Origin of the sequence: Nocardia exalbida NBRC 100660, from assembly GCF_000308575.1 — a bacterium.
Lineage (GTDB): Bacteria > Actinomycetota > Actinomycetes > Mycobacteriales > Mycobacteriaceae > Nocardia > Nocardia exalbida.
This window is the reverse complement of record NZ_BAFZ01000061.1, coordinates 124,036-148,106: the sequence shown is the minus strand read 5'-3', so window position 1 is coordinate 148,106 and position 24,071 is coordinate 124,036. Positions and strand designations below refer to the sequence as shown.

Annotated in this window: 29 protein-coding genes; 13 read left to right on the top strand and 16 right to left on the bottom strand. The window is 69.4% G+C overall.

All coding sequences use genetic code 11. From position 1 onward, the window contains the following. Positions 1 to 53 precede the first annotated feature (53 nt). Positions 54 to 764 (bottom strand): response regulator transcription factor, encoded by a 711-nt coding sequence (locus ON29_RS14690; protein WP_040866806.1) that lies wholly within the window; start codon positions 762 to 764, stop codon positions 54 to 56. A gap of 447 nt (positions 765 to 1,211) precedes the next feature. Next, positions 1,212 to 1,559, bottom strand: a complete 348-nt coding sequence (locus ON29_RS14685; RefSeq protein ID WP_051175203.1) for a hypothetical protein — start codon at positions 1,557 to 1,559, stop codon at positions 1,212 to 1,214. Between the two features lie 169 nt (positions 1,560 to 1,728). Between ON29_RS14685 and ON29_RS34715 the strand changes: the two genes are divergently transcribed. Continuing rightward, entirely contained in the window at positions 1,729 to 2,025 is a 297-nt protein-coding gene (locus tag ON29_RS34715; protein WP_083863496.1) for a hypothetical protein, read from the top strand. 14 nt (positions 2,026 to 2,039) lie between these two features. On the opposite strand, the gene ON29_RS14680 is transcribed toward ON29_RS34715, so the two are convergent. The 4 genes from ON29_RS14680 to ON29_RS14665 all read right to left on the bottom strand — a co-directional run bounded on the left by ON29_RS14680 (position 2,040) and on the right by ON29_RS14665 (position 4,597). Continuing rightward, positions 2,040 to 2,825 (bottom strand): RNA polymerase sigma factor SigF, encoded by a 786-nt coding sequence (locus tag ON29_RS14680; protein WP_040866805.1) that lies wholly within the window; start codon positions 2,823 to 2,825, stop codon positions 2,040 to 2,042. Beyond that, the gene (locus tag ON29_RS14675) at positions 2,815 to 3,192 is read right to left on the bottom strand and encodes an ATP-binding protein (RefSeq protein WP_245548958.1); all 378 of its coding nucleotides are present in this window, start codon (positions 3,190 to 3,192) and stop codon (positions 2,815 to 2,817) included. The genes ON29_RS14680 and ON29_RS14675 overlap by 11 nt, the downstream gene beginning before the upstream one ends. A 219-nt stretch (positions 3,193 to 3,411) precedes the next feature. After that, entirely contained in the window at positions 3,412 to 4,095 is a 684-nt protein-coding gene (locus ON29_RS14670; protein ID WP_040866803.1) for a PAS and ANTAR domain-containing protein, read from the bottom strand. A gap of 85 nt (positions 4,096 to 4,180) precedes the next feature. Further along, positions 4,181 to 4,597 (bottom strand): STAS domain-containing protein, encoded by a 417-nt coding sequence (locus ON29_RS14665; protein ID WP_040866802.1) that lies wholly within the window; start codon positions 4,595 to 4,597, stop codon positions 4,181 to 4,183. Positions 4,598 to 4,988: 391 nt separating this feature from the next. Between ON29_RS14665 and ON29_RS14660 the strand changes: the two genes are divergently transcribed. Further along, positions 4,989 to 6,200 carry a glycosyltransferase gene (locus tag ON29_RS14660; RefSeq protein ID WP_040866904.1) on the top strand — a complete coding sequence of 404 codons (1,212 nt, stop codon included), beginning with the start codon at positions 4,989 to 4,991 and terminating at the stop codon, positions 6,198 to 6,200. Positions 6,201 to 6,216: 16 nt separating this feature from the next. Here ON29_RS14660 and ON29_RS14655 read toward each other — a convergent pair whose 3' ends face one another. Both ON29_RS14655 and ON29_RS14650 read right to left on the bottom strand, forming a co-directional pair. After that, the gene (locus ON29_RS14655) at positions 6,217 to 6,729 is read right to left on the bottom strand and encodes a DUF6328 family protein (protein ID WP_157172781.1); all 513 of its coding nucleotides are present in this window, start codon (positions 6,727 to 6,729) and stop codon (positions 6,217 to 6,219) included. Continuing rightward, a complete protein-coding gene (locus ON29_RS14650) occupies positions 6,716 to 7,141 on the bottom strand; it encodes a ChaB family protein (RefSeq protein ID WP_040866800.1) in 426 nt (141 codons plus the stop codon). The genes ON29_RS14655 and ON29_RS14650 overlap by 14 nt, the downstream gene beginning before the upstream one ends. Positions 7,142 to 7,283: 142 nt before the next feature. Here ON29_RS14650 and ON29_RS14645 point away from each other — a divergent pair, with 142 nt between their 5' ends. From ON29_RS14645 to ON29_RS14635, 3 genes are read left to right on the top strand one after another with little or no spacing between them, the layout of a single operon-like run. Further along, the gene (locus tag ON29_RS14645) at positions 7,284 to 7,847 is read left to right on the top strand and encodes a nucleotidyltransferase (protein ID WP_040866799.1); all 564 of its coding nucleotides are present in this window, start codon (positions 7,284 to 7,286) and stop codon (positions 7,845 to 7,847) included. Continuing rightward, entirely contained in the window at positions 7,848 to 8,117 is a 270-nt protein-coding gene (locus ON29_RS37060; protein WP_040866798.1) for a BON domain-containing protein, read from the top strand. Between the two features lie 5 nt (positions 8,118 to 8,122). Beyond that, positions 8,123 to 8,842 (top strand): metallophosphoesterase family protein, encoded by a 720-nt coding sequence (locus tag ON29_RS14635; protein WP_040866797.1) that lies wholly within the window; start codon positions 8,123 to 8,125, stop codon positions 8,840 to 8,842. A 13-nt stretch (positions 8,843 to 8,855) separates the two neighbouring features. Here the strand turns inward: ON29_RS14635 and ON29_RS14630 are convergent, their stop codons facing one another. After that, complete coding sequence (locus ON29_RS14630) at positions 8,856 to 9,275, bottom strand: CBS domain-containing protein (protein WP_040866796.1); 420 nt, start codon at positions 9,273 to 9,275, stop codon at positions 8,856 to 8,858. A gap of 196 nt (positions 9,276 to 9,471) precedes the next feature. Here ON29_RS14630 and ON29_RS14625 point away from each other — a divergent pair, with 196 nt between their 5' ends. The 5 genes from ON29_RS14625 to ON29_RS14605 all read left to right on the top strand — a co-directional run bounded on the left by ON29_RS14625 (position 9,472) and on the right by ON29_RS14605 (position 13,467). Beyond that, positions 9,472 to 9,813: a hypothetical protein gene (locus ON29_RS14625; RefSeq protein WP_040866795.1), complete on the top strand. Its 342-nt coding sequence runs from the start codon at positions 9,472 to 9,474 to the stop codon at positions 9,811 to 9,813. Positions 9,814 to 9,897: 84 nt separating this feature from the next. Continuing rightward, the gene (locus ON29_RS14620) at positions 9,898 to 10,356 is read left to right on the top strand and encodes a hypothetical protein (RefSeq protein ID WP_040866794.1); all 459 of its coding nucleotides are present in this window, start codon (positions 9,898 to 9,900) and stop codon (positions 10,354 to 10,356) included. Next, positions 10,353 to 10,670 carry a hypothetical protein gene (locus ON29_RS14615; protein ID WP_040866793.1) on the top strand — a complete coding sequence of 106 codons (318 nt, stop codon included), beginning with the start codon at positions 10,353 to 10,355 and terminating at the stop codon, positions 10,668 to 10,670. The genes ON29_RS14620 and ON29_RS14615 overlap by 4 nt, the downstream gene beginning before the upstream one ends. Before the next feature lie 303 nt (positions 10,671 to 10,973). Further along, entirely contained in the window at positions 10,974 to 11,909 is a 936-nt protein-coding gene (locus ON29_RS14610; RefSeq protein WP_040866792.1) for a glycosyltransferase family 9 protein, read from the top strand. A gap of 52 nt (positions 11,910 to 11,961) precedes the next feature. Next, on the top strand, positions 11,962 to 13,467 hold the full coding sequence (locus ON29_RS14605; RefSeq protein ID WP_040866791.1) for an FAD-dependent oxidoreductase: 1,506 nt from the start codon (positions 11,962 to 11,964) through the stop codon (positions 13,465 to 13,467). A gap of 38 nt (positions 13,468 to 13,505) precedes the next feature. Here the strand turns inward: ON29_RS14605 and ON29_RS14600 are convergent, their stop codons facing one another. The 7 genes from ON29_RS14600 to ON29_RS14570 form a co-directional block, all read right to left on the bottom strand. After that, complete coding sequence (locus ON29_RS14600; protein WP_040866903.1) at positions 13,506 to 14,033, bottom strand: AAA family ATPase; 528 nt, start codon at positions 14,031 to 14,033, stop codon at positions 13,506 to 13,508. 53 nt (positions 14,034 to 14,086) lie between these two features. Further along, the gene (locus ON29_RS14595; protein ID WP_040866790.1) at positions 14,087 to 14,947 is read right to left on the bottom strand and encodes an SDR family oxidoreductase; all 861 of its coding nucleotides are present in this window, start codon (positions 14,945 to 14,947) and stop codon (positions 14,087 to 14,089) included. Between the two features lie 35 nt (positions 14,948 to 14,982). Then, entirely contained in the window at positions 14,983 to 16,020 is a 1,038-nt protein-coding gene (locus tag ON29_RS14590) for a PP2C family protein-serine/threonine phosphatase (RefSeq protein WP_051175201.1), read from the bottom strand. A 287-nt stretch (positions 16,021 to 16,307) separates the two neighbouring features. Beyond that, complete coding sequence (locus ON29_RS14585) at positions 16,308 to 17,348, bottom strand: AraC family transcriptional regulator (protein ID WP_040866789.1); 1,041 nt, start codon at positions 17,346 to 17,348, stop codon at positions 16,308 to 16,310. A gap of 157 nt (positions 17,349 to 17,505) precedes the next feature. Then, the gene (locus tag ON29_RS14580) at positions 17,506 to 18,150 is read right to left on the bottom strand and encodes a pentapeptide repeat-containing protein (RefSeq protein ID WP_040866788.1); all 645 of its coding nucleotides are present in this window, start codon (positions 18,148 to 18,150) and stop codon (positions 17,506 to 17,508) included. 131 nt (positions 18,151 to 18,281) lie between these two features. Continuing rightward, on the bottom strand, positions 18,282 to 19,904 hold the full coding sequence (locus ON29_RS14575; protein ID WP_051175200.1) for a carboxylesterase/lipase family protein: 1,623 nt from the start codon (positions 19,902 to 19,904) through the stop codon (positions 18,282 to 18,284). Between the two features lie 136 nt (positions 19,905 to 20,040). Then, entirely contained in the window at positions 20,041 to 20,526 is a 486-nt protein-coding gene (locus tag ON29_RS14570; RefSeq protein ID WP_217999164.1) for a MarR family winged helix-turn-helix transcriptional regulator, read from the bottom strand. A 109-nt stretch (positions 20,527 to 20,635) separates the two neighbouring features. On the opposite strand from ON29_RS14570, the gene ON29_RS14565 reads away from it, so the two are divergent. The 3 genes from ON29_RS14565 (at position 20,636) to ON29_RS14555 (ending at position 24,006) form a co-directional block, all read left to right on the top strand. Then, positions 20,636 to 21,166: a phenolic acid decarboxylase gene (locus ON29_RS14565; protein ID WP_040866787.1), complete on the top strand. Its 531-nt coding sequence runs from the start codon at positions 20,636 to 20,638 to the stop codon at positions 21,164 to 21,166. A 154-nt stretch (positions 21,167 to 21,320) separates the two neighbouring features. After that, a complete protein-coding gene (locus ON29_RS14560) occupies positions 21,321 to 22,655 on the top strand; it encodes a lipase family protein (protein ID WP_051175225.1) in 1,335 nt (444 codons plus the stop codon). A gap of 187 nt (positions 22,656 to 22,842) precedes the next feature. Further along, positions 22,843 to 24,006, top strand: coding sequence for a serine hydrolase domain-containing protein (locus tag ON29_RS14555; RefSeq protein WP_040866898.1), 1,164 nt, complete (start codon positions 22,843 to 22,845; stop codon positions 24,004 to 24,006). The last annotated feature ends 65 nt before the right edge of the window (positions 24,007 to 24,071 follow it).

Sequence of the window (24,071 nt, the reverse complement as noted above, 5' to 3'; positions counted from 1 at the left end):
GGGCGCGAAGGCTCCAAGCGTTCGGATTCCAGCGTTCGGCGTCGAGACAGCGCTCAGCGCCGCACATCGAGGCGGTAACCGAGCCCGCGCACCGTCACCACGATGCGTGGATCGGACGGATCCCGTTCGATCTTCGTGCGCAACCGGCGCATGTGCACGTCGACGATGCGCTCGTCACCGAAGAACCCGCGGTCCCACACGCGCTCGAGCAGCACCGTGCGGCTGAGCACCCGGCCCGGTGATTCGGCCAGCTCACACAGCAGACGGAACTCGGTGAGCGTGAGCCGGATCTCCTCGTCGCCGCGCCGCACCACACCGCTGTCCTGAGCGAGGACGAGCGGAGCCGTGTCGTCGGCCTCGAGCACCATCTCCTGGGGGGTCTCCCGTTCGGCGGAAAGCCGGGACCGCCGGCGCACCGCGCGCATGCGGGCGGTGATCTCCTTGATCTCGAACGGCTTGGTGACGAAATCGTCGGCGCCCGCCTCCAGCGCGGCCACCACGTCGTGGGTGTCGTCGCGAGCGCTGACCACGATGATCGGGACGTCATGGTCGCGGCGGATCTCGCGGATACATTCGAAGCCGTCCATGCCGCCGAGCATCAGATCGACGATCATCACATCGGGAACACCATTGCTGCGCAGATGAGTGAGCGCGTCCTCGGCTTCCTCCGCCTCGTCGACGTCGTACCCTTCATCTTCCATAGCGAGCCGCAACGCACCACGGACCCGGTCGTCGTCTTCCACGATCATCAGGTTTGCGCTCAAGACCCTATCCCTTGCAGACATGCGGAAGCGCGCCACGATGCGGACAACCGCATCCCCATACCGACGCGACCTTCCGCTTTTCGAGCAACCTTTGCTCGGCTTCGAGTACCCCGGTGCCCGGCCGGTAAACCTCCGGCAGACCGACGCGGGGCCTCCTCGTCCTTCCCTCGACGCTATACGCCCGCCCGGCTCGCCGGGTAGCGGGGCGCTGACGCGGCTCCGCTCTCGCGCGGCGGACGCAGGGCGCGAAGGTTGACTCTTCCTTCGAAAAGCCCTTGATATTAAGTAGTTTCGATCGAACGATCGAACGAGCCGTAATCTGCACGGCGGGCGGGACCGAACGTGAAGCTCACCAGGGCAGCGTGCCGTGTGTCACATACTCCGGATGCCTCTATCGCGGAGGGTCGTCGGTGATCGGTCTCACGGCAGGGGCCAGCGGCCCACCGGCTATCGCGGCGGCTCCAACCGGTTGAAGTTGCTCGGCGGACGGTCGGCACCGGGCTCTTGATACCAGAAGCGCAATTTACGAGCATCGAACGTGGCGAACCACTCGTCCCAGTCCACCCGGCGCAGCACCGCTCCGCCGTACCCGGGGAAGTCGAAACGCAGCACCCCGAGCCGTCCGTCGTACTCGCTGCCCGGCACAGTCGCGGGCCGTGCGCCGCGCTGCTCGGCCCAGCGGCGGATGACGTCGTGGTTCCTCGTGACGGAAATGCCGCGAGCATGGGGCGACAGCCCTGGCCCACCCGGTCCGAACCGCGGATTCCGGGTGCCTGGGCGGCGCTGGTCGGTCATGACGAGCTCCTCGAGCCATCGGCATCTGTTGTCCGGTTCCTGTCTTGGTACCCGTCCCCGATCTTCCGCAAACTGGTCGGCCGGACCACGGGCGGCGCGAGCACGGACCGGTTCGTCCGGCGGGCGATGGGTAACCGGCCGATGTTCGCCAGTACCAGAAGGAGTTGGCATGTCCAGTCACAGCGCGGCACAGCCGGTCCCGCCCACACCCGAGCCGGACCCGGTGCCGCCCATCCCGGAGCCGGACCCGGTACCGCCGATCCCCGAGCCGGACCCGATTCCTGATCCGAACCCCGTTCCGCCGCAACCCGATCCGGATCCGCTGCCGCCGGTGCCCGGCCCCGCGCCACGGCCACCCGCACCCGGCCCCGCGCCGGCGCCTCCGATACCGGACCCCGGTCGCCCCTCGCCGGACCCCGGCCTGCCCGGACCGTCGCCGGATCCGGCTCCACCGAATCCGGTGTAGCCCGGCGCCCGCGCTCAGTCCCGCATCGCCTGTTCGCGCAGCGAATTCAAGGTCCTGGACAGAATGCGCGAGACGTGCATCTGGGAGACCCCGAGCCGCTCGGCGATCTGATTCTGCGTCAACGATTCGAAGAATCGCATGATCAGCACCTGACGTTCGCGTTCGGGGAGTTCGCCGAGCAGCGGCTGGACGGCCATGACGTCCTCGACGAGGTGATAGGAGGGCTCTTCGATGCCGAGGCTGTCCAGCAGCGGCTGCGGAGCGCTCTCGGCGTCCTCTCCGGCGACCGCGTCGATGGACGCCGACTGGTAGGCGTTGCCCGCGATCAGCGCCTGGGTCACCTCGACCAGATCGACCTCGAGCTCCGCCGCGATCTCCCTGGCCCGCGGCATCCGGCCCAGGCGCTGCGACAGCGTTTCGACCGTGGGGCCGATGCTCAGCTGGATCTCCTTGGTCCGGCGCGGCACCCGGACGGCCCAGGTGTTGTCCCGGAAATGCCGGCGGACCTCGCCCATGATGGTGGGGACCGCGAAGGACAGGAACGACGACCCGCGCGACACGTCGAAACGGTCGGCTGCCTGCACCAAGCCCAGGCGCGCCACTTGCAGCAGATCATCGAAGTTCTCGCCGCGCCCGGAGAACTTCCGTGCGATGTGCTCGGCCAGGGGCAGGCATCGTTCGATCAGCTCCAAGCGCATGGCCTCGCGCCGCGCGTCGCCGGGATCCAATGCGGCGATCTTCTCGAACAGCGGCTCGATGTTGTCGTAGGTGTCCCCCCGCGACCTCGATTCACCCGCCATTGCGGGCACCCCGCACCCAGCTGAAATCGATCACTGTCGGATATCCCCCGAGCACGTTGTCGTGGGACCCCTGCGCGGCGGCGATCGAGTCGGTCAGCGTGCGCACGATGTGCCAGCCCAGCCCGGCATGGCCCATCACCGACTCGGTCACCGCGACCGACGAGACGTGCACGAACATCTTGTCGGTGTCGTAGGTGAATTCGCAGTCGATCGTCGAGCCCGTCGCGGCATCGAGAATGAGGGAAGTCGCCACCTCATCGAGCGCGAGGCGGATGTCGGTCACCTCGTCCAAGGCGAAGTCGGCGATGAGGGCAACGGTCTCGGCGAGCGCGCGCAGCATGGTCAGCTGCTCGAGCCGGGCGGGCACCCGGACACCGATAGTCGTTGTGTCGGTAAAGGATCGGGAAGTCCACTCCCCCATTTGCCCATCACCACCTTGTCCTCACAGCCACTCCACCGTGGCCTGCATACCGCTGCGGGTTCTCCTCGACCACCGGAACACCGCAGGCACCGCGGACTGTGGAGCAGAAATACCGCCGCGTTCCTCGTCGAGGACGTACCCGCCGCGACCGGATCGAAACGCGGGTCAGTCGGCGTCGATGCGCTCGTGGGCGGTGAGCAGCAGATGGTCGAATCGGGTGCGCAGCCCGGGCGGGACACCGGTCAGACCGGGCAGATCGGCGACCAGCCGCGCGGCCAGTGTCCGCAGCTTGACGTTGGTTTCCTGGGAGCGCCAGCTCAGCACCCGGAACGCTTGCTCGGGACCGATGCCGTAGATCAGCATGAGGGCGCCCTTCGCCTGTTCGATCACCGATCGCGCGGCGTACAGCTCGGGCAGGGCGTCGTCCAGCGTCTCCTGCCGGTGTTCGGCGAGGGTGTCGGTGACGTCGATGTAATACCCCGAAGTGCCGACCACCCGGCTCCCCTCGTCGATCATCCGATCGGCGACCAGGATCACGTGATGCACGGCGCCCGCGGTATCGATGATGCGATGCCTGCTGGAGAACGGTTCCGCGTCGGCGATCGATCGTGCCAAGGCGCTGGCCACCGCCTCGCGGTCGTCGGGGTGCTTGTGCGTCAGCAACAACTCCGTCGTCGGCGTCACCGACCCCGGTCGGTAGCCGTGCATCGACGCGACCTCGTCCGACCACTCCCATCGCTGGTCGGCGAACCAGAAACGGAAACCGCCGACGCTCTGCGGCGTTCCCGTGCCGATCACCCGATCCAGCGCGAGCGCTTCCTCGGGCTGGACCGACCTGCTTTCACTCACCGCAGAAGTATCCGATGCCGGTGCGCCCGGTGTGACCGGATCGGGGGGTCACACCGCGAGCACGGGCTTCGAGACGGCCTTCGGCTCAGGCGTCCAGTGCGGTCCGCATGGACGAGTAGCGGGGGAACAACGATCGCACGCCGGTCACCTCGAGTGCTCGCTCCACTCCCGGTCCGCCCGCGACGATCCGCAGATCCGGACGACCACCCCCCGCGTCCCTGCGCAGCGCGCCGAGCCGCACGGCCGCGCGCAGGCTCAAAAACCTCGCCGCGCGCAGATCGATCACCACCGCGTCGCACGGTGACTGCAGGGCCCGGTCGACCGTCTCGAAGAACTCGGCCGACACGGCGGCGTCCAACTCGCCTTCGACTCGGACCACGACGCATTCGCGGCGGCGGTCCACCCGCTGTGCCCACAACCGGTTGTCCCGACGACGTCCCGGTCCCGAACCATTGAGATGCACGCCCTCGGCATGCTCTCGTAGCAGAGAAATGGCAGACAAGTCGAACCTCCCGTGTAGGGGGTTTCCAGTCCTCCGCAGCGGCCGGGACGAGGGCGGCGCGAGCGCGAATCGGTTGCCGTGCCGTCCCATCGACCGGCTGCGCCGAATGCGTCGAACCGGGGTCGGCTGTGATCTCAACCTTTCTACAGTGTGGCACGGTCGACACGTTCCCGACAGCGTTCGGTAGGAGAACGTGACCCGTCGCCGGAGGGCCCGAGATCAGGGAAAACCGACCGTTCGGCTCGCGATCTGCCCGCTGACGTGGGGTTTCATCGGCCCGCGTCCGGGCATATCCCCGACATATTCCCGAACGTCACGCGATGCCGGTCGTAGGGCAAGCGCGCGGATGAGCGCGTCCGCACGGCGCCCCGCGACGAGAACGGAGCACCCGGTGAAGATTGCCATGGTTTCCGAAGACGCCAGCCCCCTCGCCGAAGGGAGCCCCGCCGATGGGGGCGGCCGCGGTGCGTACGTCGCCGAATTGTCGGCGGCCTACGCACGCCGCGGGCACGAGGTGACGGTCTATACCCGGCGCATCGCTCCGCGTGCCCCCGCCGAGTTGCTCACCGAGGGCGGCTATCGCGTGGTGCACGTCGCGGCCGGACCGCCCACCCCGCTACCGAGCGATCGGACCCTGCCCTACCTCGGGGATTTCGGCACGGTTCTGCGGCGGCACTGGGCCGCCGAACGGCCGGATATCGTGCACGCGCACTACTGGAAATCGGGGCTCGCCGCCGAGCTGGCCTCGCGTGCCCACGGCATCCCGGTGGTGCTGACCTTCCACGGCCTCGGCACCGTGCAGCGGCGCTGCGAAGGACTCGCCGACCCGAGTCCGCGCTCGCGCATCCGGTTCGAGCGGCTCATCGCGACGCGGGCCGCGCACGTGGTGGCGACCTGCTCCGACGAGGTCGCGGAGCTGGCCAGGATGGGCGTGCCGCGGTTCCGGACCACGATCGTGCCGCACGGCGTCGACCTCACCGCGTTCACCCCGGAGGGCGCGGCCGCCGATCGGCACGCCACACACCGATTGCTCGCCTCCGGAGAGTTGGTGCGGCGCAGCGGATTCGACCCGGTCATCCGAGCACTGGCGGACCTCCCGGACACCGAACTGGTGATCGTGGGAGCCCCGGCCGCCGACGACGATGACGACGCCGAAGGTCGCCGGTTGCGCCGCCTCGCCTCGGATCACGGTGTGCGCGAGCGTCTCCGGTTGGCCGGAGCGGTGACGCGGCCGACGTTGCCGCGCCTGTACCGCTCCGCGGACGTGGTGCTCTGCACGCCCTGGTACGAGCCGTTCGGCCGGGTGGCCCTGGAAGCGATGGCCTGCGGCAAGCCGGTGATCGCCACGCCCGTCGGCGGTCTGCTCGACACGGTGGTCGACGGCGTCACCGGGCGCTTCGTCGCCCCGCCCGAACCCGACGCGGTCGTCCGGGCCGTGCGCCCCCTGCTCACGGACTCGACACTGCGCGAAACCTGGGGCGCCGCGGGGTATCAGCGGGCCGCGAGCCGGAATTCCTGGGATCGGGTCGCGACCGAGACGCTCAGCGCCTATCACCGAGGCGCCCCCGCCCACGCGGGAGAAGTCGTCTCGTGGGCCCGCTGACTCGAGAGTGTTCGTGTCAGGAGTGGTCGGCGCGGACATCCTCGGAGCCGCTGCGCCAGCGCCACGGCGCGATGAGCCATGTCACCACGAACAACGCGACGGAGACGACGCCGGTCGCCACTGCCGCGGCCGTCCCCGTCACGTAGTCGACCACGAGGATCACCGCGCCGATCAACGCGAGACCCAGCAGTGCGACGCCCGCCATCGCGCAGCGGTGCGCCGCCGCGACGACATTGCCCAGGCGGTGGCGGCGGAACAGGATGCGGTGCCAGGACACCGGGGCGATCAAGAACACCGTGGCCCCCAGAACGGCGGCCAAGGTGGCCATATAGAGCGCTCGCATACCCGGGGACAGCGTGCTGAACGACGCCTGGAAGGGCAGTACCAGCAACGCCCCGAAGAGGAACTGCACGCCGGTCTGCACGACACGCAGCTCCTGGATCAGGCTGCCCCAGTTCCGGTCGAGTCGTTCGAGTTCGGTCTCACCACGGGCGCGGCGCGCCCAGGCGTCGTCCTCATCCTCGGGCACGCGCGGACTCCCGGCGATTGCGCTTCTTGATCGCCTCGACGAGTTCGTCCTTGGTCATCCGCGACCGACCGGAGATGTCCAGTCGCCGGGCGATGCCGAGCAGGTGCTCCTTGGACGCGTTGGCATCGACGCCTTCGGCGGTCTCGCCCCGCGCGTCCGGGCCGCCGTGTTCGGCGCGCTCGTCGGAGGGACCGCGGCGAGCCTTGGGCTCCCAGTGATCGCCGACTTTCTCGTAGCTGTGCTTCAACGCGGCGTAGGCGACGCGGTAGGCGCGCTGCTCGTCGCCGCCGTACTGCTCGAGCGCGGCGTCGTGCGCCTCGGCGAAGGTGCGCTGAGCCTTCTCCTCCGACCGCTGCAGCGTGCTCGGCAACTCCGACTGCTCGACGTCGCCGCGTGCTGTCGTCTTGGGCATAACTCGCTCCTCTCCCGTCCCGAGACCGGTGGTCCGGAGTAGTGCGAAAGCCCGGTGCGCCGCTGCGCGGGCCCTCCGGATATCCGGGCGCATACCCGGTGAAACGCCGATTAACCCGGTGTCTGCCGGGTACCACCGCTGCATGGCCGTTACCACCGATCAGCTGCTGCATGCGCTCACCCGCACGGTGAACGCGTTGGCGGCGACGGATATCCGATTCGCGGTGGCGGGCGGCTGCGCGGTCTATGCCCGTGGCGGCCCCGCCTCTCAGCACGATGTCGACATCTTCGTCAAACCGGAGGACAGTGGGCGAGCGATCCACACGCTGGCCCGCGCGGGTCTGCGGGTGTGCGACCCGCCGGAGAACTGGCTGCGCAAGGTCTATGCCGACGACATCCTCGTCGATGTGATCCACCGTCCGAACGATCGGGACGTGACCGACGAACTGCTCGACCGGGCCACCGAGATGCGGATAGGGCCCGCGAAGGCCCCGGTGATCAGCGGCACCGACCTCATGGTGGACAAGATGCTCGTCTTCGACGCGCACCGCCTGGATCTCAGCCCGATTCTGCACATCGCGCGGGACCTGCGGGAACAGGTGGACTGGGAGACGGTGCGCGAACAGACCAAGGCCTCGCCCTACGCACGGGCCTTCATGGGCCTGCTCGACGATCTGGGCATCACTCGCACCGGAAAGGTGGAATAGATGGAGCAGCCGCAATACCTGGTCGCACGATTGCGCCGGGCGCTGGCCGAGGACCCCCGCACCGCCGAGCTCGGCGTGCAGGTGACCATCCGCGGCGACGTTGTGGTGCTGGGTGGCGAGGTGAGCAGCGAGAACTGCAAACAACAGATGGAAACCGTCGTGCACGAACAGCTTCCGCACGCGCGGATCCACAACGACGTCCATGTCAACCGTCCCACGGCACCCGTCGAGACCGAGACGCTGGAGCAGGACGGACCCGAAAGGAGTTGAGCCGCATGCGGATAGCCGCCGTCGGTGATGTACATCTCGGCGTGGATTCGCGCGGGCAATGGCGGCCCGCCCTGGACGGCCTCTCCGAGCGAGCCGATGTGCTGCTGCTGGCGGGCGACCTGACCCGCCACGGCACCGCCGACGAAGGCCGGGTGGTCGCGGCGGAGTTCGCCGACCTGGGCCTGCCGGTCGTAGCAGTCCTGGGCAACCACGACTATCACGGCGACGCCGAGCGCGAGATCACGACCGTGCTGACCGACCACGGCATCACCGTCCTGGAAGGAAACTCGGTGACCTTGCACGTGGACGGGAGAACGCTCGGGGTCGCGGGCACGAAAGGCTTCGGCGGCGGGTTCGCGGGCAAATGCGCGAGCGTCTTCGGCGAACCCTTGATGCGGGAGTTCGCCGCGCACACCGTGGACGTGGCCACCGCGCTCGGCGAAGCCCTCGCCACGTTGCACACCGACGTCACCGTCGCGCTCACGCACTACTCCCCGATCAGCGACACGCTGCACGGCGAACCGAGGGAGATCTATCCGTTCCTCGGTTCCTACCTGCTCGGCGAGGCCATCGACGAACAAGGCGCCGACCTGGCGTTGCACGGTCACGCGCACGCCGGGACCGAGCGCGGCACCACTCCGGGCGGCATCCGGGTGCGCAATGTCGCCCAGCCGGTGATCCGAGCGGCGTACGCGGTCTACGACATGCACCCGGCCACGGTCTGAGGAAACGCCGAACTCAGAAGTCGGTCGAGATCGCCTCCACCGTGCTGCCCGATTGAGTGTTGTCGACGGCGGTGGCCACGTCGGCCTGCGCGATGATGCCGACCAGCCGGCCCTGCTCCAGCACCGGTACGCGGCGTACCTGATGCTGCGACATGACCGACATGACCTTGCGCACGTCGTCGTCGGCTTCGACGGTGACCAGCTCCCCGCCTCCGAGTTCGCCCGCGTCGACGCCGAGCGGGTCCTTGCGCTGAGCGATCACTTTGACCACGATGTCGCGGTCGGTGAGCATTCCCTTCAACTTGTCGTCCTCGCCGCAGATGGGCAGGGCGCCGACATTCAACTCCGCCATGCGCTGCGCGGCGGCGACCACCGTGTCGCTGGACCGGACGCATTCCACATTCGCGGTCATGATGTCCCGTGCTGTTGTCATCGGGATCCCTCCTGGGACTTTCTTACCGGTAAGAGCGGCCCGAACCGGGCGGCTCGCTGAGGTCGTACCCCCGTTTCGGATCCGCTAACGCGGGCATCCGACCGGTACGGCCGCTCCGGACGGGCCCGGTTCGAACGTTCGAGCCGCGGGCCGCCCATGCACCGAAGACGTTGCCGCTCAGCAGAAAGGACATCCGATGCTGCCAGCACCGAACGAGCCGACCGCGGGATCCGGCGCCGGAGAGCAGCACGCACCCCGGACCCACACGTTCCCGGACGACACCCGCACCAACCGCACGCACGCCGGAGAATCCATCGAGGACGCCCGTAACTGGCCGGGGATCATCCTGGTCGCGGTAGGCATCGTGGCCATGGCGCTCACGCTCACCGCCGCTGGATACGGATTCGAGGGCTGGGCGGTGATCGCGGGTGTCGTCTGCGGCGTCTGCATCATCGCGGGCGTCCTCGTGATCATCGCCGAGCATCGCAGGATCAAGGCGCGTGAAGGCAAGCGGCTGCGGGACGCCGCCGGGCACTGATCGCGAGTCCGCCCGCTCGGCTGAGGCCGTGCGGCCGCCCCGTGACGCCCCCGGAGAACGCGGCTTCGACAACCAGGAGAAAGAATGACAAACCAGCCCAACCGGCCCTTGGGCCGCTTCGCGCTGCTCATGGGCGCGCTGGCGGCGGGCTCGGTGCTCACGGCGTGTTCGGCCGACGACGGCGATCCGGCCGCGAACACGCCCGCACCCGCGACCGTCTCGATCACCATGCCGGGACCGTCCAGCTCGCAGGTGCCGAATACCGACGAGATCACTCCCGCGGCGGCCGAGCAGCTGTGCGACATGATGCGCGCCGACATCGACACCTGGCGTGGCCAGGGCGCGACCGTCGCCAAAGTGACGTTCAACGGCACCGTGCACAACTGGGCCGCCCGCAACGGGGGTCTCAACGACGTGGTCGTCACCGACCGGGGCACGATCGATACCATCACCACGCAGAAGTGCCCCGATGTCCGCGAGCAGGCGGTGCAGGCGCTGAACGTGCCGGACCTGGCCTCGGCTCTGGCGGGGTTCGGCCGATGAGCGCCGCGGGCCGCATGGGCATCGCCGCGCTCGCCGCGCTGGCACTCTGCGCGGGCGGATGCGGCGACGAGCCGGAGAAGATCGTGAACAAGGGCGGTGACACGCCGTGCAACGAGTTCGTCGCCCAGGACAACGACAAGCAGCGCATCACCACCGAGAAGTTCCTCGAGCAGGAACGCGAGGGCGACGGCACGCCAGACGCCAGGACCGTCGATGCCTCGATCGCGGCGATCAAGCTGATGTGCGCGGCACAGGCCAATCCGGATACTCCGATCCGCAAGGCCGATCTCACCGGCATCTTCGTGCCGAAATAGCGAGGGTTTCGAATCAGGCAGAACGGGCATCTTCGAAGGTAGCAAGGACTGCTCGTCCGATTTCCGAATGCCGCTCCCGCCGTGGGCGTCCAGGCGCCGAACCCCCTCGGGAGCACCGCCGTCATCCGTGCGTTCCCCTCGACAACGGCGTCGAGGACCGCACCACGGCGGCGGGCTTCGAGCCCCGTTTCGCGGCATTCTCGCGAACGACTCGAAGCTATGTGGCACACCCGCCCCGGGCCGCCGACGATGTCGGCCCGGGCGGCGGGGCCGTGCCCTCAGCGCCGAAGTGGAGGCTTTTCCGTGACTGTGTTGCTCGCGCTGCGCGCGCACGGCCTGCGGGAGCTGCTGACCGCGGTTCCCGCGCTGCGCGCGTTGCACGACGTCCGTCCGCGCCACCGGCTCGTACTCGCCGCGCCGGGATGGCTGCGTCCCGTCGTAGAACTGGCCGATTGCGTCGACGAACTCCATGCCACCCCGATGGTCGGCGGACTGCGCTGGAACGCTCCGCCGCCGGCCTTCGCGGTCAATCTGCACGACGCCGGGGCCGACAGCATACGCGCGCTGCTGGCAACCGATCCCGAGCAGACGATCACCTTCCGCCACAAGGACTTTCCGCAGTTGCCGGGTGCGCTGTGCGAGCCGGGCCTGCACGAGACAGTGCGGTGGTGCCGTCTGCTGGAATGGGCGGGTATCGCGGCCGATCCGGCGCGACTTGACCTCACACCGCCGCCGGAGAGCACGGGCGAGCGCCGCTGGATCGTCATCTATCCGGGCGGGGCGCCTGCTCGGCGCTGGCCCGCCGAGCGGTTCGCGACGGTGGCGGCGGGCCTGCGCGAATGGGGGTATCCGGTGCGGGTCGTCGGCAGCGCGGCCGACCGTCCGCTCGCGCGCGGCGTGGCCGAAGCGGCCGGATTGCCCGAAAACAGCGTGTTGGCAGGCGAACTCACGCTGCGGCAGCTGGCCGTCACGGTGGCCGACGCCGCCCTCGTGCTCAGTGGCGACACCGGTGTGGGGCAGCTGGCCACGGCGTTCGGCACCCCGTCGGTGCTCGTCTTCGGCCCCGATTCGCCCGCGGTGTGGGGACCGCCCCCGGAACGGATGGCCCATGTCGCCTTGTGGGCCGGACACGTCGGCGATCCCCGGTCGAACGCGCCTGCGCCCGGGTTGGCGATGATCAGCGCCGCCGAGGTGCTCGCCGCCGCGGATCGGCAGCTCAGCAGTCAGGTCCGGGTGTGACGAGGAAGCGACGCGGGCGTTTCAGGGCGCCGAGACCGGCTATCTCGGGCTTATGACGTCCCTATGGTTGCACGGCGCGCAGGTCCCGGCGCGGTTGCGGTTGACGCCGGGATCGCACTTCGACACGGTGGTGATCGGCGGCGGGCTCACCGGACTGGTGACCGCGCTGCTGCTGGTCGAGAACGGCATCGAGGTGGCCGTGGTCGAAGGCAAGCGCGTGGGTGCGGGAACGACCGGCGCGACCACCGGGAAAGTCAGCCTGCTACAGGGGACCCGTGCCCAGCAGATCGCCAAGCACCACTCCGATGACGTCCTGCGCGACTACGTGGCGGCCAATCGCGAAGGCCAGGAATGGCTGCTGCGTTTCTGCGCCGCCCATGACGTCACCGTCGAGCGGGCCGCGGCGTTGACCTACGCGCAGACCGACGACGAGATGTCCGCCGTGCGAGCGGAATACGCCGCGACGCAGAAGGCCGGTCTGCCCACCGAACTACTCTTCGAGCTGGATGCCCCCTTCCCGGCGCACGGCGCGGTCCGCCTCGCCGATCAGGCACAACTCGACCCGATGGCGCTGCTGGCGGCCCTCGCGGCCGACGTGGAATCGCACGGCGCGCCGATCTACGAGTCCACCTCGGTTCGCGGCGTGCACCACGGCGGCCGCGGCGAGCTGGTCGTCTCCACCGAGCACGGTGACCTCGGCGCACGCCGGGTGGTGCTGGCCACCGGGACGCCGATCCTCGATCGCGGCGGGTTCTTCGCCCGTCTGACTCCGCAGCGCTCCTATCTGACGGCCCTGCGCCTGGACCGGCCCGCTCCGCGCGACATGTACATCAGCGCGGGTAGCCCGACCAGGTCCCTGCGTCGCGCGCAGGGACCGGACGGTGAGCTCCTGCTGGTCGGCGGCAACGGCCATGTGGTCGGCCGCGGCGGATCGACCCGCGCGAAAGTGGAGGATCTGGTGAGCTGGGCGCGAACCTGGTTCCCCGGCGCCGAACCGACACACCGATGGTCCGCTCAGGACTACTCCCCCATCGGTGAACTTCCCTACGTGGGGCCGGTGCTGCCCGGTCAGAACGACATACAGCTGGCCACCGGCTACGCCAAATGGGGTCTGACCAACGGTGTGGCCGCGGCCATCGCGCTGGCCGGGCGGCTCACCGGCACGCCGCCCCGGTGGGCGGGCGCCCTGGCGAGCTGGCGCCCGGACGAACTCAAGGCGCTACCGGCGGCCACGAAGATCAACAGTGCGGTGGCGCAGAAACTCTCCGCGGGCTGGCTGCGGGTCGCGACCCACCACGACGGCGCCGCTCCGGACGAAGGCTGCGGCACGGTACTGCGCGAGGGCCTGCACCCGACCGCCGTGTGCACGGTGGACGGCGTCACCAACCGGGTCTCGGCGGTGTGCCCGCACCTGTACGGCATCGTCAACTGGAACGACGCCGAACGCACCTGGGACTGCCCGCTGCACGGCTCGCGTTTCGCCGCGGACGGCACGCTGATCGAAGGACCGGCCACCAGTTCGCTCACTCCCCTGCGCGTGCCGCGGGACACCCCCTGAGCGGACGGGTCCGCCGGATCCGGATCGAACGCCCCGCGTCAGTCCGTCAGCGGCCTGGCCTCGATCAGGATTCGGTCGACCGTCTGCTCGACCGTCGACTCCGAGGTGTCCAGCCAGAGTCCGATCCGGGGCGTGCTCTCGCGCAGCAGCGTGTCCAACTGCGCCACGGTGAATTCGTCGTAGGCGACCTTGCCCCGCCCGGCCTCCCGCGCGGCGACCACCTCCGGGCGCGGCGCGAGCACCACGACATAGAGCGGGCGGGTGACAATGAGATCCGCCAGCCAGGGCAGGAAGTCGCCGAGCACGACGTCTTGCAGCACCGTCGTGAACCCGGATTCGGCGTACGCGTCGGCGGTCGCGGCGGCCAGCCGGTAGCGCAACCGCAGCTGGGCCAGCGCCTCGGGCGATGGATCGGCGCTCATCTCCACCCGCCCGTGCACGACGAAACGGCGGAACACGTCCCCTCGCACGTGCGCCGAGCGCGGCAGCCGTTCGGCCAACGCCTGGGCCACGGTGGATTTGCCCGCCGCCTGGATCCCGGTGATCAGATAGACAGCCGATGTCATGACGACGATCATCGCGAATCCCGGCTCGACCGTCGGCGGGCGCCCTGCCGTGTTCAGTTGGCGGCGGCGCCCGCCTTCTGTTCGACATAGCGATTCATCGCCCAGTTCAACCCGCGCATCGCGACGTTGTATCCGGGCGGGAAGTAGCGCTGCGCCCAGAAGCCCAACCGGATGTCGGGTGAGGTGAAGACCAGGTAGCGGTTGCGCTCGACGCCGCGCACGATCGACCGCGCCGCCGCTTCCGGCGTCACCGCGTGCCGCATGAACAGCGCCATTCCTCGCTGCACCGCTTCGGCCGTGCGATCGACGCCCGCGATGTCGACGCTGTCCACCATGGGCGTCGCCATCGCACCCGGACACACCAGGCTCACGCCGATGCGGTGGCGCGCCAAGTCGAACCGCAGCACCTCCGACACCCCGCGCAGGCCGAACTTGCTCGCGCTGTACGGCGCATGCCAGGGCAGGCCGAACAGCCCCGCCGCCGACGACACGTTCACCAAGTGGCCGCCGCGGCCGGCCGCGATCATCGACGGGACGAACGCTTCGATCACGTGGATCGGGCCCATCAGGTCGATGTCGATGGTGCGCCGCCATTGGCTGTGCGTCAGCCGGTCGACAGTGCCCCAGGTGGCGATGCCCGCCACGTTCATGACGATGTCGACGCTGCCCACCGCGTCGTGCACCCGCGCCGCCAGCGCGACGACCTGGTCGTAGTCACTGACATCGGCCGCTTCGGCCAGGTGCACGGTCGCGCCTGCGGCACGCGCGTCCGCGGCAGTCCGCGCCAGACCCTCCGCGGCGATATCGGTCAGCACGAGCGCGGCGCCCTCGGCCGCCGCCGCGAGCGCCGTGCTGCGACCGAGACCGCTGGCCGCCCCGGTGATCAGGCAGATTTTGCCGGCGAACTTCGTCATAGTGGACGACCATACGCAACCATGAACATCGCTGTCTATGGAACGGACGGACGGCTTCCCCACGGAACAGGAGCCAGCGCGACCGTGATGTTGTCCCCGCCGCCGCAGCGCAACGCGAACTCCGCGAGCGCGCGGGCCGCCGCCGCGGGCGACGCGCCCGCCATCTGCTCGGCCAGCGCGGACGGGGAGGGAGCGTAGTTCCACAGTCCGTCGGAGCACAGCAGCAGCAGGCCGGGCCCGGCGACACGGACCGTCCGTACGCAGTTGTCCGCCCACGGCTCCGGCGGGCTGTCCGCGCCCAGCCAGCGGATCAACGTGTGCGCCCGGGGGTCGGCCATCGCCGCACGCTCGTCCATCGCGCCCGCGTCGACCAGCGCCTGGGCCCACGAGTCGTCGACGGTCAGCCGTTGGGCCTGCTCGTCGGCCGGTCGGCCGTCTCGGCCGGTCGGCAACCAATAAGCGCGACTGTCACCGACATTGGCCACGGTGATCTCGGTTTCCTCGCCGTGGTGGGCGACGACGGCGGACACGTAGGTGCACGAGGGCGCGGGGCCGTCGGGAACGTCGACCTCGCGGACCGCCTGCACGGCGGCCGTCAGTCCGGCCATGATCGCCTCTGCCGCAGGCGCTCCGGTGGCGAGCGCGGCGGCGGTGGCGCCGACACCGGCGCGGACCGCCGCACCCGAAGCCACCTGCGGGCGCGACGAGGTCGACACCCCATCGCTGACCGCGATCACGACGGATGCGGCCGCTCCGGACGCGGCACCATCGAGCACCCCGGCAGCGACGGCGTCCTCGTTGCGCGCATGGGCGATGCCACGATCGGTGAGCACCGCGACCGCGTCGAGGTCGGCGTCGAAGCGATCCGGCGCCGTCCGGGCCCGGCCGCATCGCGCGCAGCGCCCCTCCGCGTCGAAGCGGTCTCCCCCGCACTCGACGCACGGCGTCGGATCGTCACCGGGCAGCGCGACGTACCGGTAACCGAGTTCCAGACCGCAGGACGGGCACCGCGGGCCGTCCAGTCCGACAGCCGAGCATCCCGCGCAGCGTAGGTCGGCACCATCATCGCTCATCGGTTCGCTCCCCCGGCCGACGATGCCGCGGATCCGGCATGCTCCGGAAGTCGTTGGCCCAACCGTAACCACAGTGGCTCGTTGCTGGTGCGAACTTCCACACCGTCCTCCTTCATCTCCCCGGCAGGCCGACTCCGATCGCGATAGTACGGGAGCGTCCCGTGCTTGCGTCCCAGTGCTGGAGCGACCGCCCGCTACTCGGCGGCACGATAGCCGACGGTCTGCCCGCGTCCGCGCGCAATGGCTTGTTCCACCGGATGACCGGCTCGGCGGGGAGCCGCTGACGCTCAGACCAACTCGGGCGCGCGATGCGGGCGCCGGCCCCGCGAGCGAAACGTCTGCGGAGGACAGCCCTGCCAGCGGCGGAAGGCACGGATGAAGGAGGCCGCCTCCGCGTAGCCGAGCCGCGCGGCGACCTGTTCGGTGGTCATATCGGTGTGTGCGAGCAACACCTCCGACATGGTTCTGCGCACCTCGTCCAGCAGTGCCCGGAACGACGTGCCTTCCTCGTGCAGCCGCCGAGACAGCGTGCGCGAGCTCATATACAGCCCGAGGGCGACCGTCGACTGATCGGGGATCTCACCCGGAGTGCGGACCAGGCGGTCGCGTACCGAAGCCGCGACGCCGGTGCGCGCCCGGTGCCGGTCGAGCAGATCGCGGCACAGTTGCCCGCAGTTGTCCCGCGCGGCGTCGTTCGCCGGGGGCAACGGCCGGTCCAGCACACCGCGGTCGAAGACCACCGCGCTCACCGGCGCACCGAATATCGGCGCGACCCCGAAGATATCGCGATATCGCCGGATGTCGCGCGGAACAGCGTGCCGGAAACTGACCTGCCGTACCGGCACACCCGCGGAGAACAGCTCACGATCGAAGGCGGGCAACCCGGCCAGGCTCGCTTCGGCGAAGAATGCCCGCGTCCCGGGCGGAATGTTCGAATCCTCGAATACCAGCCGCGCTTCGCCGCCGGCTTCCTCGACGGTCAATCGCCCGAACGGCACCGTACGACCGACGCAGCACAACCCGACTTCGATCAGCTCGCGCAGTGTCCGGCTGCCCAGCAGCGCGAGCCCCCACGGCCCGCGCGAGCGCAGCCGGTGCCGGACCGCCGCCGCGAGGCCGAGCCCTGGCTCGTCACCGAAGCGACCGAGCACCGTGTGCACTACCCGCAGTTCGTCGTGCGCGGTGATCTCGGCGGCCGGATCGTCCAGTTCGGCGGGTCCCAGCGCCGTACCGGCCAGGCACTCGGCAGGCGCCATGCCCCGCTCACCGGCGATGTGTACGAGAGCGCGCACGCCCGCGGCACTGCGGAGAGAATCCGGATCGACCATGGCTCGCATCCTCGATGAAGCGGTACTACGCGGTATCGGCGCAATGTATCAATCGGGTGTCGCGCGCATCGGTGGTTCGCCGAAATGCCGGTAGGCCACAGCCTGTCGCACAGTATTTTTCGTCGCCCGAACAGCGGAATCCGATGCTCGCACGCGCTCAATCCCGCACGGTGATGCCGATGGACCGCGCGAAAGCGGGCGCCAGGTCGATCAGTTGCAGACTGGTGACCGTCGCCCCGCGCAGGCTGTCGAGCCCCTCGGTGAAGTCGAGGGCGGTCGCGCCGCGCAGATCCACGTTCGCCAGCCGCGTCTTGCGCAACGACAGCCGGACGAGCGCCGAGCCGGGCACCGTGACGTCGGTGAGCGCGGCCTCGGCGAAGTCGCAATCGCGCAGTACGCAGTCGACGAAGGACACTTCGCGCAAGTGGGCGCCGCGGAAGTTGACCGAGTCGAATTTGCAGCCTTCGAACCGCACCCGCCGCAGGTTCGCTCCCGCGAAATCGACGCCGGACATCGCGCCCGACACCACCTCTCCGTCGAGCCATCCCGTGTCGGCCAATTCGGTGCCCACCCAGCGGACGTGACGCAGCCACACATCGGTGAACCGGCTGTAGCGCAGACTTCCCCGGGTGAAGGTGATCGAGGTGAACGCCGACTCGTTGAACCGCGCGTGCCGCACATCGAGATCGTCGAGTTCACCGCCGTCCATCCGGACGCAGTCGTAGTCGCCTTCCGCCTCGAGGTCGCCGTCCGGGACCGTGAGGTACCGGGCGTAGGGCAGGTCGTCGAGTTCGCGCGCCATGCGCTCCTCCAGTTCGTCACGATGATCGGTCGGCCCGAGTATTCCGGTGACCCACGACAGGTTCGCCGCCGATCCGGCCGGTCGGGCGCTGCCGACCCGAGGGTGCGCTCATTGGGCGACCGAACGTGCCGCTAGCCGATATGGCCGATATCCGACCAGAGGTCGCAGTGGTGTTGTCGGGCGAAGGAGTCCGCGACGGTGATGGCGTCGCTGCCGAGTTCGAGGGTTCGGGTCGTGTCCGAGCCCGACGGCCACGGGGCGAAGGCCGGCGTTTCGGGGTTCCCGGTGTGCGCGAACTGTGCCCAGCTCTGCTGGATCCGCTGGGAGAGACGGTCCGCCGCGGGTGGCAGCGGGATGGGCACGCCCAACAATCCGGAGAAGACGTAGGGCACTTCGGCGCCGTGAAAGGCTCCGGGCAGGATCGGGTTGTGCCCCAGGGGCGCCTCGTTGAACTGGTATTGCCACACCTGAGCACCGCCGCGACGGGCGGCTCGGGTCGTGAACAACGCCGGACAGGCGAAGAAACCGTCGGTGATCACGTGCTGCTTGGCCTCGACCGGGCTCAGGAAGGCGGAGACGGGGTATCGCTGCAGAACGCGATCGACGTTGCCGGTGAAGATTTCCCGAGCCCAATCCAGGTAGTCCGCCGAGCCCGGCATGGTGGCGCGAGCGAAGTCGAGCAGCGCGAGGAACGTCGCCCCTTCGTCGGCGTTGCTGCCGACGACGAGCGGAATATCGCGTGCGGCCCCGTCGGCCAAAGCGTTCTCCGGCGAGGTGGTGACGACGACGTCGTCGCGCACCGGGGTCCAGGTGACGGCCATCGTGTGCAGAGTCGTCGTGGGCGAATCCAGCATTCGGTCGGCCGGTAGCGCGCGCAGGCACGCCAGGCGAGTCGCGGCCTCGGCACAGCCGAGACCGGCGGCGTAATCGGCCGATCGCTGATAGGCCTGTTCTTTCGAGGCGGGTGCGAGGGGGCTGCGTGCGCAGGAACCGCTTTCGATGATGGCTTTGGCGTAGAGACCGCGGGCGGTCGGTGAGGCCAGTTGCGTGCAGACGCTCATGCCGCCCGCGGATTCGCCGAACAAGGTGAGGTTGTCCGGGTTTCCACCGAAGGCCGCAGCGTTGTCGCGGATCCATCGCAGTGCTGCTTGCTGGTCGAGGGTGCCGTAGGTTCCGGTCATCCCGCCTTCGGCCGCAGCGAGTTCGGGCAGCGCCAGGAAACCGAACGGGCCGAGTCGGTAGTTGGGTATCGCGACGATGACCTGGCCATCGCGCACGAGCCGGGCGGGTGAGTCGTACTGGGCGTTGGAACCGAGGACGAACGCACCACCGTAGAACCACACCATGATCGGAAGTTCGGTTCCGGCAGGATGTTCCGGCACGTAGACGTCGATGGAGAGGCAGTCCTCGCTCGCGGGCTGCACCGCCGGGGCCCACGGCAACGGAGAGGATTGCGGGCATTGCGGGCCGTGCGCGGTGGCCGCGCGAACGCCCGTCCATGACGGCGCGGGCCGCGGCGGCGCGAAACGGTTGACGCCCCCGGTGGAGGCCGCGAACGGGACGCCCAGATACTGGATCACCCCGTCGACGCGCGCACCCCGGATCATCCCACCGGAAACACTCGTAGCCGGACCGTCGTCGGCGCCTGCCGGTCCGGCGGCGGGAAAGCCGACCGCCCCGACGACCAGGACCACGACAACGACCAACCACCGTAGCGGGCGCACACGCTGGGATATCCCGACGTCGACCGGCATGAGAACACTCCTGCACACCTGAGGTCGGCGCCTGACGCATCGCCACACCGACCTGGAACCTACTTTTGTGACAAAAGCAACTTACCGGGCCGACGCCATGGGCGGGAGGAATTGGACGAATCGGATCGCGGGACGACTACGCGGCGTCGGGACCACTCGCCAGAATGGTCAGCAAGCGCTGCAGCGCGGGCAGCGCGGAGTCGATCGCCGTGCGGTCGGAGGCGGGAAGGGCGTCAAGGGCTTCGCGCAACATCGCGGCGCTGGCCTGGTCATACCGATCGAGCAGATGCCGCGCCCGCAAGGACGCCACCAGCATCGCGCCGCGCCGGTCGGAAGACAGCGGCTTGCGATCGACCAGCCCCGTTTCGGCCATCGTCTTGACGAGGTTGCTGATCGTCGAGGGCGCCATTCGGAGTTCACTCGCGGCACGGGTGGGCGTCAGGCCACCGGTGGCCACCAGCAACCGGAGCAATTCGATCTGAGGTTCCGGCAAATCCGGCAACCCCTCGGCGGCGCGCGTGCGGTTCAGCACCGCACGCCGCAGCGGCCCCAGCAGAGCACTGAGCCGAGCCTCGACATCGGGCTCCGATATCGCTCCAGCCCGGACGGTGATGGCATCCACGAACTCATTGTGCACTTGCGGTGCACGGCACCCGCCATTACTTTTGCAACAAAAGTATTAGCTGCACGGGCGCGTACCGCCCCGGCCACCCCGCACAGGAGCCTTTCCGATGAACGTCCCACGTCACACCGAGGACAGCGCGCCGCCGACAGCCGAGTTGACCGGCCTCGTGGGGCATCGATTCATCTACCGCTACGACAACGGGTGGCGGTATGAGATGTACGTGAAGAACAGCCACACCATCGACTACCGGATCCACTCGGGCATGGTCGGTGGACGCTGGGTCAAAGATCAGCATGTCGACGCCGTCCGGATCACTACCGACCACTTCAAGGTCTCCTGGACCGAACCGACCGGCACCAGCGTCGCCGTGGACATCCTGCCCGCGCGGCGACTTCTGCACGGGGTCATCTTCTTCCCGCGCTGGGTACACGAGCACCCCGAGCGAACAGTGCTGTTCCAGAACGAGTTCCTCGACCGGATGGCTTCCTATCGCGACCAGGGCCCGACCTACCCGATCCATGTGGTCAGCGAGCTCGCCACCATCACGTGGTATGAACATGTCGGCGAGAACGACGACGCCGTCATCGCCTGCGCACCGGACGAATTACCGTCCGGATACGCGGACCGAGTCAACTGATGCCGAACGCGAGCGACCCTCATTCACGTCGATTCCGGCAGTCGGCGCGGGGAAATGCGTGCTCACTCGGGGGCCTACGGTGTGCCGCTCCGGCCGCACCATCGCCGAGCGCCTGGCTCCGCCGGTCCTCCGCTGGAAGAAACAAGAGGTCGTGATGACGAGGCGTTCGAATATCGGTGGCCGGCGGAAGGCAGGACACAACCCACTCCTGCCCGCACAGGATCCCTTCTACCGACCACCGGCCGATCTGGCCGCGCACAGGCCGGGCGCGATCGTGCGGAGCCGTCCCGTCGAGGTGGCGCTGTTCGCGGTTGTGCCGCAGAAGGTTTCGGCATGGCAACTGCTGTATCGCAGCAGCGATCTGCACGGCCGGGCGGAGGCCGCGGTCACGACCGTGCTGCTGCCCACGGGGGCCGTACCCGACCCCGACCGGCCGTTGTTGGCGTTCCAATCGGCGATCGACGCCGTCACCGAGCGCTGCGACCCCTCCTATGTCCTGCAGCGCGGCGCCCAGGCCCGCGGGTCCATCACGCAGGCGGAGTGGTTGCTGGTCGCCGGCGCCCTGCGGCGCGGCTGGGCGGTGAGCATCGCCGACCACGGTGGCCGCGCAGGCAATTTCGGCGCCCCACGCGAGCCCGGCTACCGCGCCTTGGACGGCATCCGGGCCGCCCTGCAATTCGGGCCACTACATCTGCGCGCCGACACCATGGTCGGCGTCTGGGGTTACTCCGGTGGCGGCATGGCCAGCTCCTGGCTCGTCGAGATGGCGCCGACCTATGCCCCCGAACTCGACATCGTCGGCGCCGTCCTCGGCTCCCCCGTCGGCGATCCCGGGCAGGTGTTCATCCGGCTCAACGGCGGCCGCTACGCCGGCTTCCCCGCCATCGTGATCGCCGCGCTGCGGCCGCTGTACCCGATCCTCGATCGCGTCATCGAGGCCAACCTCACTCCCGAAGGCCACCGCCTACTCGAGCGCGCGCGGAGGCTGCCGCCCATCACCGCGCTGCTGCGGCTGGCCAACCAGAAATTCGACGACTACCTGCACAAGCCCTTGGAAGAAATCATGGCCGAACCGGAACTGCAGGGCATGCTGGACGATTTGCGGCTCGGCGGATCCGCTCCACGGTGCCCGCTGCTGGTCGTCCAGCCCGTGCGCGACAAGATCGTCCACATCGAGGGAATCGACGCACAAGTCGACAGTTACCGCCGCGCGGGCGTCCACGTCACCTACCTGCGCGACCGGTGCAGCGACCATTTCACTCTCTTGCCACTCTCGACGCCGATCAGCCTGCGATGGCTTGCCGACCGATTCGCAGGCAAACAGCTGCCGCCCGCGGGCACCCGGACGGTACGTTCTGTCGCGACCATGGCGCCCGGAGTGCGCGGCTTGCTCGTTATGGCTGGGACGGCACTGCGCGTGACGTTCGGCAGGCCCCTGACCGCTGGCCGCCGGCCGCATCGGCACACCGACCGCACCATCGCCGCATGACCGGCCGACCACCGTAGGCCGGTCGTCGGGAATGCCGGGGCGGCCGCCCGAACGTTCGCCGAGTGGGTGACCGAACACCAGAACCGATTCCGAGCGATGCTCCGGGCATGCTTCCGGGCGCCGAGCGCGGTCCGCCGCGAGATCGGGCCGGGTGCCCGCTCTGCCGCGGCGTGACATGCTGTGCCGCATGACAGTCGAAGGAACCGTCGCCGCCGGTTACCAGGTCGTGCGGGAGGCGTTCGCGGCGAACTTCACCGGACACGGCGAGGTCGGCGGCGCGGTCTGTGTGTACCGGGACGGGCAGCCGGTGGTCGATCTGTGGGGCGGATCGGCCGACCCCGGCACCGGGCGACCGTGGCAGCGCGACACGCTGCAGTTGGTCTACTCGGCGACGAAAGGCGTCGTCGCGACGATCGCGCACCTGCTGGCGCAACGGGGCGAACTCGACCTCGACGCTCCCGTCGCGCGCTACTGGCCGGAGTTCGCGGCGGCGGGCAAGGCACGCATCCCGGTGCGGTGGCTGCTCACCCACCAGGCGGGCCTGGCGGCGCTGGACGAGCCCGTTCCGCTGGACGACGCCCTGGCCTGGACGCCGATGGTCGAGGCGCTGGCCGCCCAGGCGCCGAACTGGCAGCCCGGGACCGCGTTCGGCTATCACGGGCGCACCTACGGCTGGCTGATCGGCGAAGTGATTCGCCGCGTGTCCGGTCGCACGCCGGGCCGGTTTCTGGCCGAGGAGATCGCGGGTCCACTCGATATCGACTTCTTCATCGGGCTCCCACCGGCGGAGCAGCACCGGGTGAGCCGATTGGTGTTCGCTCCGGCGCCCGATCTGTCCGAGGTGCCCGAGGAAAACGTTCCCGAGTCGCTGCGTCCACTGCTCGCCGCGATGCGCGACCCGCAGGCACTGGTCAATCGGGCCTTCCAGATCACCGACCCCGCGGACATCGACTTCGATTCCCCGACCGTCCAGGCCGCGGAGCTGCCCGCCAGCAACGGCATCGGCACCGCCCGCGGCTTGGCCCGGCTGTATGCGGCGCTCGTCGGCGAAGTCGACGGCAGGCGCCTGCTCACCGACGACACCCTCGCGGCGGCCACTCGCGAACAGGTGGCGGGCACCGATCGGGTGCTGATGCTGCCCGGCCGGTATGCATCCGGGTACATGCTGCCCACCCCGGAACTGCCGCTCGGCGGTGGCGCCTCGTTCGGCCATCCGGGCCGTGGCGGCAGTCTCGCCTTCGCCGACCCCGATCGCCGCCTCGCCTTCGCCTATGTCACCAACCACATCGTCGAAGGCGCGCTGGACCTGCGCGCCCGCAACCTGGTCGACGCGCTGAGCGGGGTGCGCTGACGCCGCGCACCCTCTGGACCGGCCCTGCGGGCTGTCGAGCCGCGGGCGCGGACCCGGAGGCTGGG

What these genes read in the sequence shown, in the direction of transcription:
- ON29_RS14685 (WP_051175203.1), bottom strand. Translation starts at nt 1,559, where the DNA reads ATGACCGACCAGCGCCGCCCAGGCACCCGGAATCCGCGGTTCGGACCG.
- ON29_RS34715 (WP_083863496.1), top strand. Translation starts at nt 1,729, where the DNA reads ATGTCCAGTCACAGCGCGGCACAGCCGGTCCCGCCCACACCCGAGCCG.
- ON29_RS14680 (WP_040866805.1), bottom strand. Translation starts at nt 2,825, where the DNA reads ATGGCGGGTGAATCGAGGTCGCGGGGGGACACCTACGACAACATCGAG.
- ON29_RS14650 (WP_040866800.1), bottom strand. Translation starts at nt 7,141, where the DNA reads ATGCCCAAGACGACAGCACGCGGCGACGTCGAGCAGTCGGAGTTGCCG.
- ON29_RS14645 (WP_040866799.1), top strand. Translation starts at nt 7,284, where the DNA reads ATGGCCGTTACCACCGATCAGCTGCTGCATGCGCTCACCCGCACGGTG.
- ON29_RS37060 (WP_040866798.1), top strand. Translation starts at nt 7,848, where the DNA reads ATGGAGCAGCCGCAATACCTGGTCGCACGATTGCGCCGGGCGCTGGCC.
- ON29_RS14635 (WP_040866797.1), top strand. Translation starts at nt 8,123, where the DNA reads ATGCGGATAGCCGCCGTCGGTGATGTACATCTCGGCGTGGATTCGCGC.
- ON29_RS14630 (WP_040866796.1), bottom strand. Translation starts at nt 9,275, where the DNA reads ATGACAACAGCACGGGACATCATGACCGCGAATGTGGAATGCGTCCGG.
- ON29_RS14625 (WP_040866795.1), top strand. Translation starts at nt 9,472, where the DNA reads ATGCTGCCAGCACCGAACGAGCCGACCGCGGGATCCGGCGCCGGAGAG.
- ON29_RS14620 (WP_040866794.1), top strand. Translation starts at nt 9,898, where the DNA reads ATGACAAACCAGCCCAACCGGCCCTTGGGCCGCTTCGCGCTGCTCATG.
- ON29_RS14615 (WP_040866793.1), top strand. Translation starts at nt 10,353, where the DNA reads ATGAGCGCCGCGGGCCGCATGGGCATCGCCGCGCTCGCCGCGCTGGCA.
- ON29_RS14605 (WP_040866791.1), top strand. Translation starts at nt 11,962, where the DNA reads ATGACGTCCCTATGGTTGCACGGCGCGCAGGTCCCGGCGCGGTTGCGG.
- ON29_RS14600 (WP_040866903.1), bottom strand. Translation starts at nt 14,033, where the DNA reads ATGACATCGGCTGTCTATCTGATCACCGGGATCCAGGCGGCGGGCAAA.
- ON29_RS14595 (WP_040866790.1), bottom strand. Translation starts at nt 14,947, where the DNA reads ATGACGAAGTTCGCCGGCAAAATCTGCCTGATCACCGGGGCGGCCAGC.
- ON29_RS14590 (WP_051175201.1), bottom strand. Translation starts at nt 16,020, where the DNA reads ATGAGCGATGATGGTGCCGACCTACGCTGCGCGGGATGCTCGGCTGTC.
- ON29_RS14585 (WP_040866789.1), bottom strand. Translation starts at nt 17,348, where the DNA reads ATGGTCGATCCGGATTCTCTCCGCAGTGCCGCGGGCGTGCGCGCTCTC.
- ON29_RS14580 (WP_040866788.1), bottom strand. Translation starts at nt 18,150, where the DNA reads ATGGCGCGCGAACTCGACGACCTGCCCTACGCCCGGTACCTCACGGTC.
- ON29_RS14575 (WP_051175200.1), bottom strand. Translation starts at nt 19,904, where the DNA reads ATGCCGGTCGACGTCGGGATATCCCAGCGTGTGCGCCCGCTACGGTGG.
- ON29_RS14565 (WP_040866787.1), top strand. Translation starts at nt 20,636, where the DNA reads ATGAACGTCCCACGTCACACCGAGGACAGCGCGCCGCCGACAGCCGAG.
- ON29_RS14560 (WP_051175225.1), top strand. Translation starts at nt 21,321, where the DNA reads ATGACGAGGCGTTCGAATATCGGTGGCCGGCGGAAGGCAGGACACAAC.
- ON29_RS14555 (WP_040866898.1), top strand. Translation starts at nt 22,843, where the DNA reads ATGACAGTCGAAGGAACCGTCGCCGCCGGTTACCAGGTCGTGCGGGAG.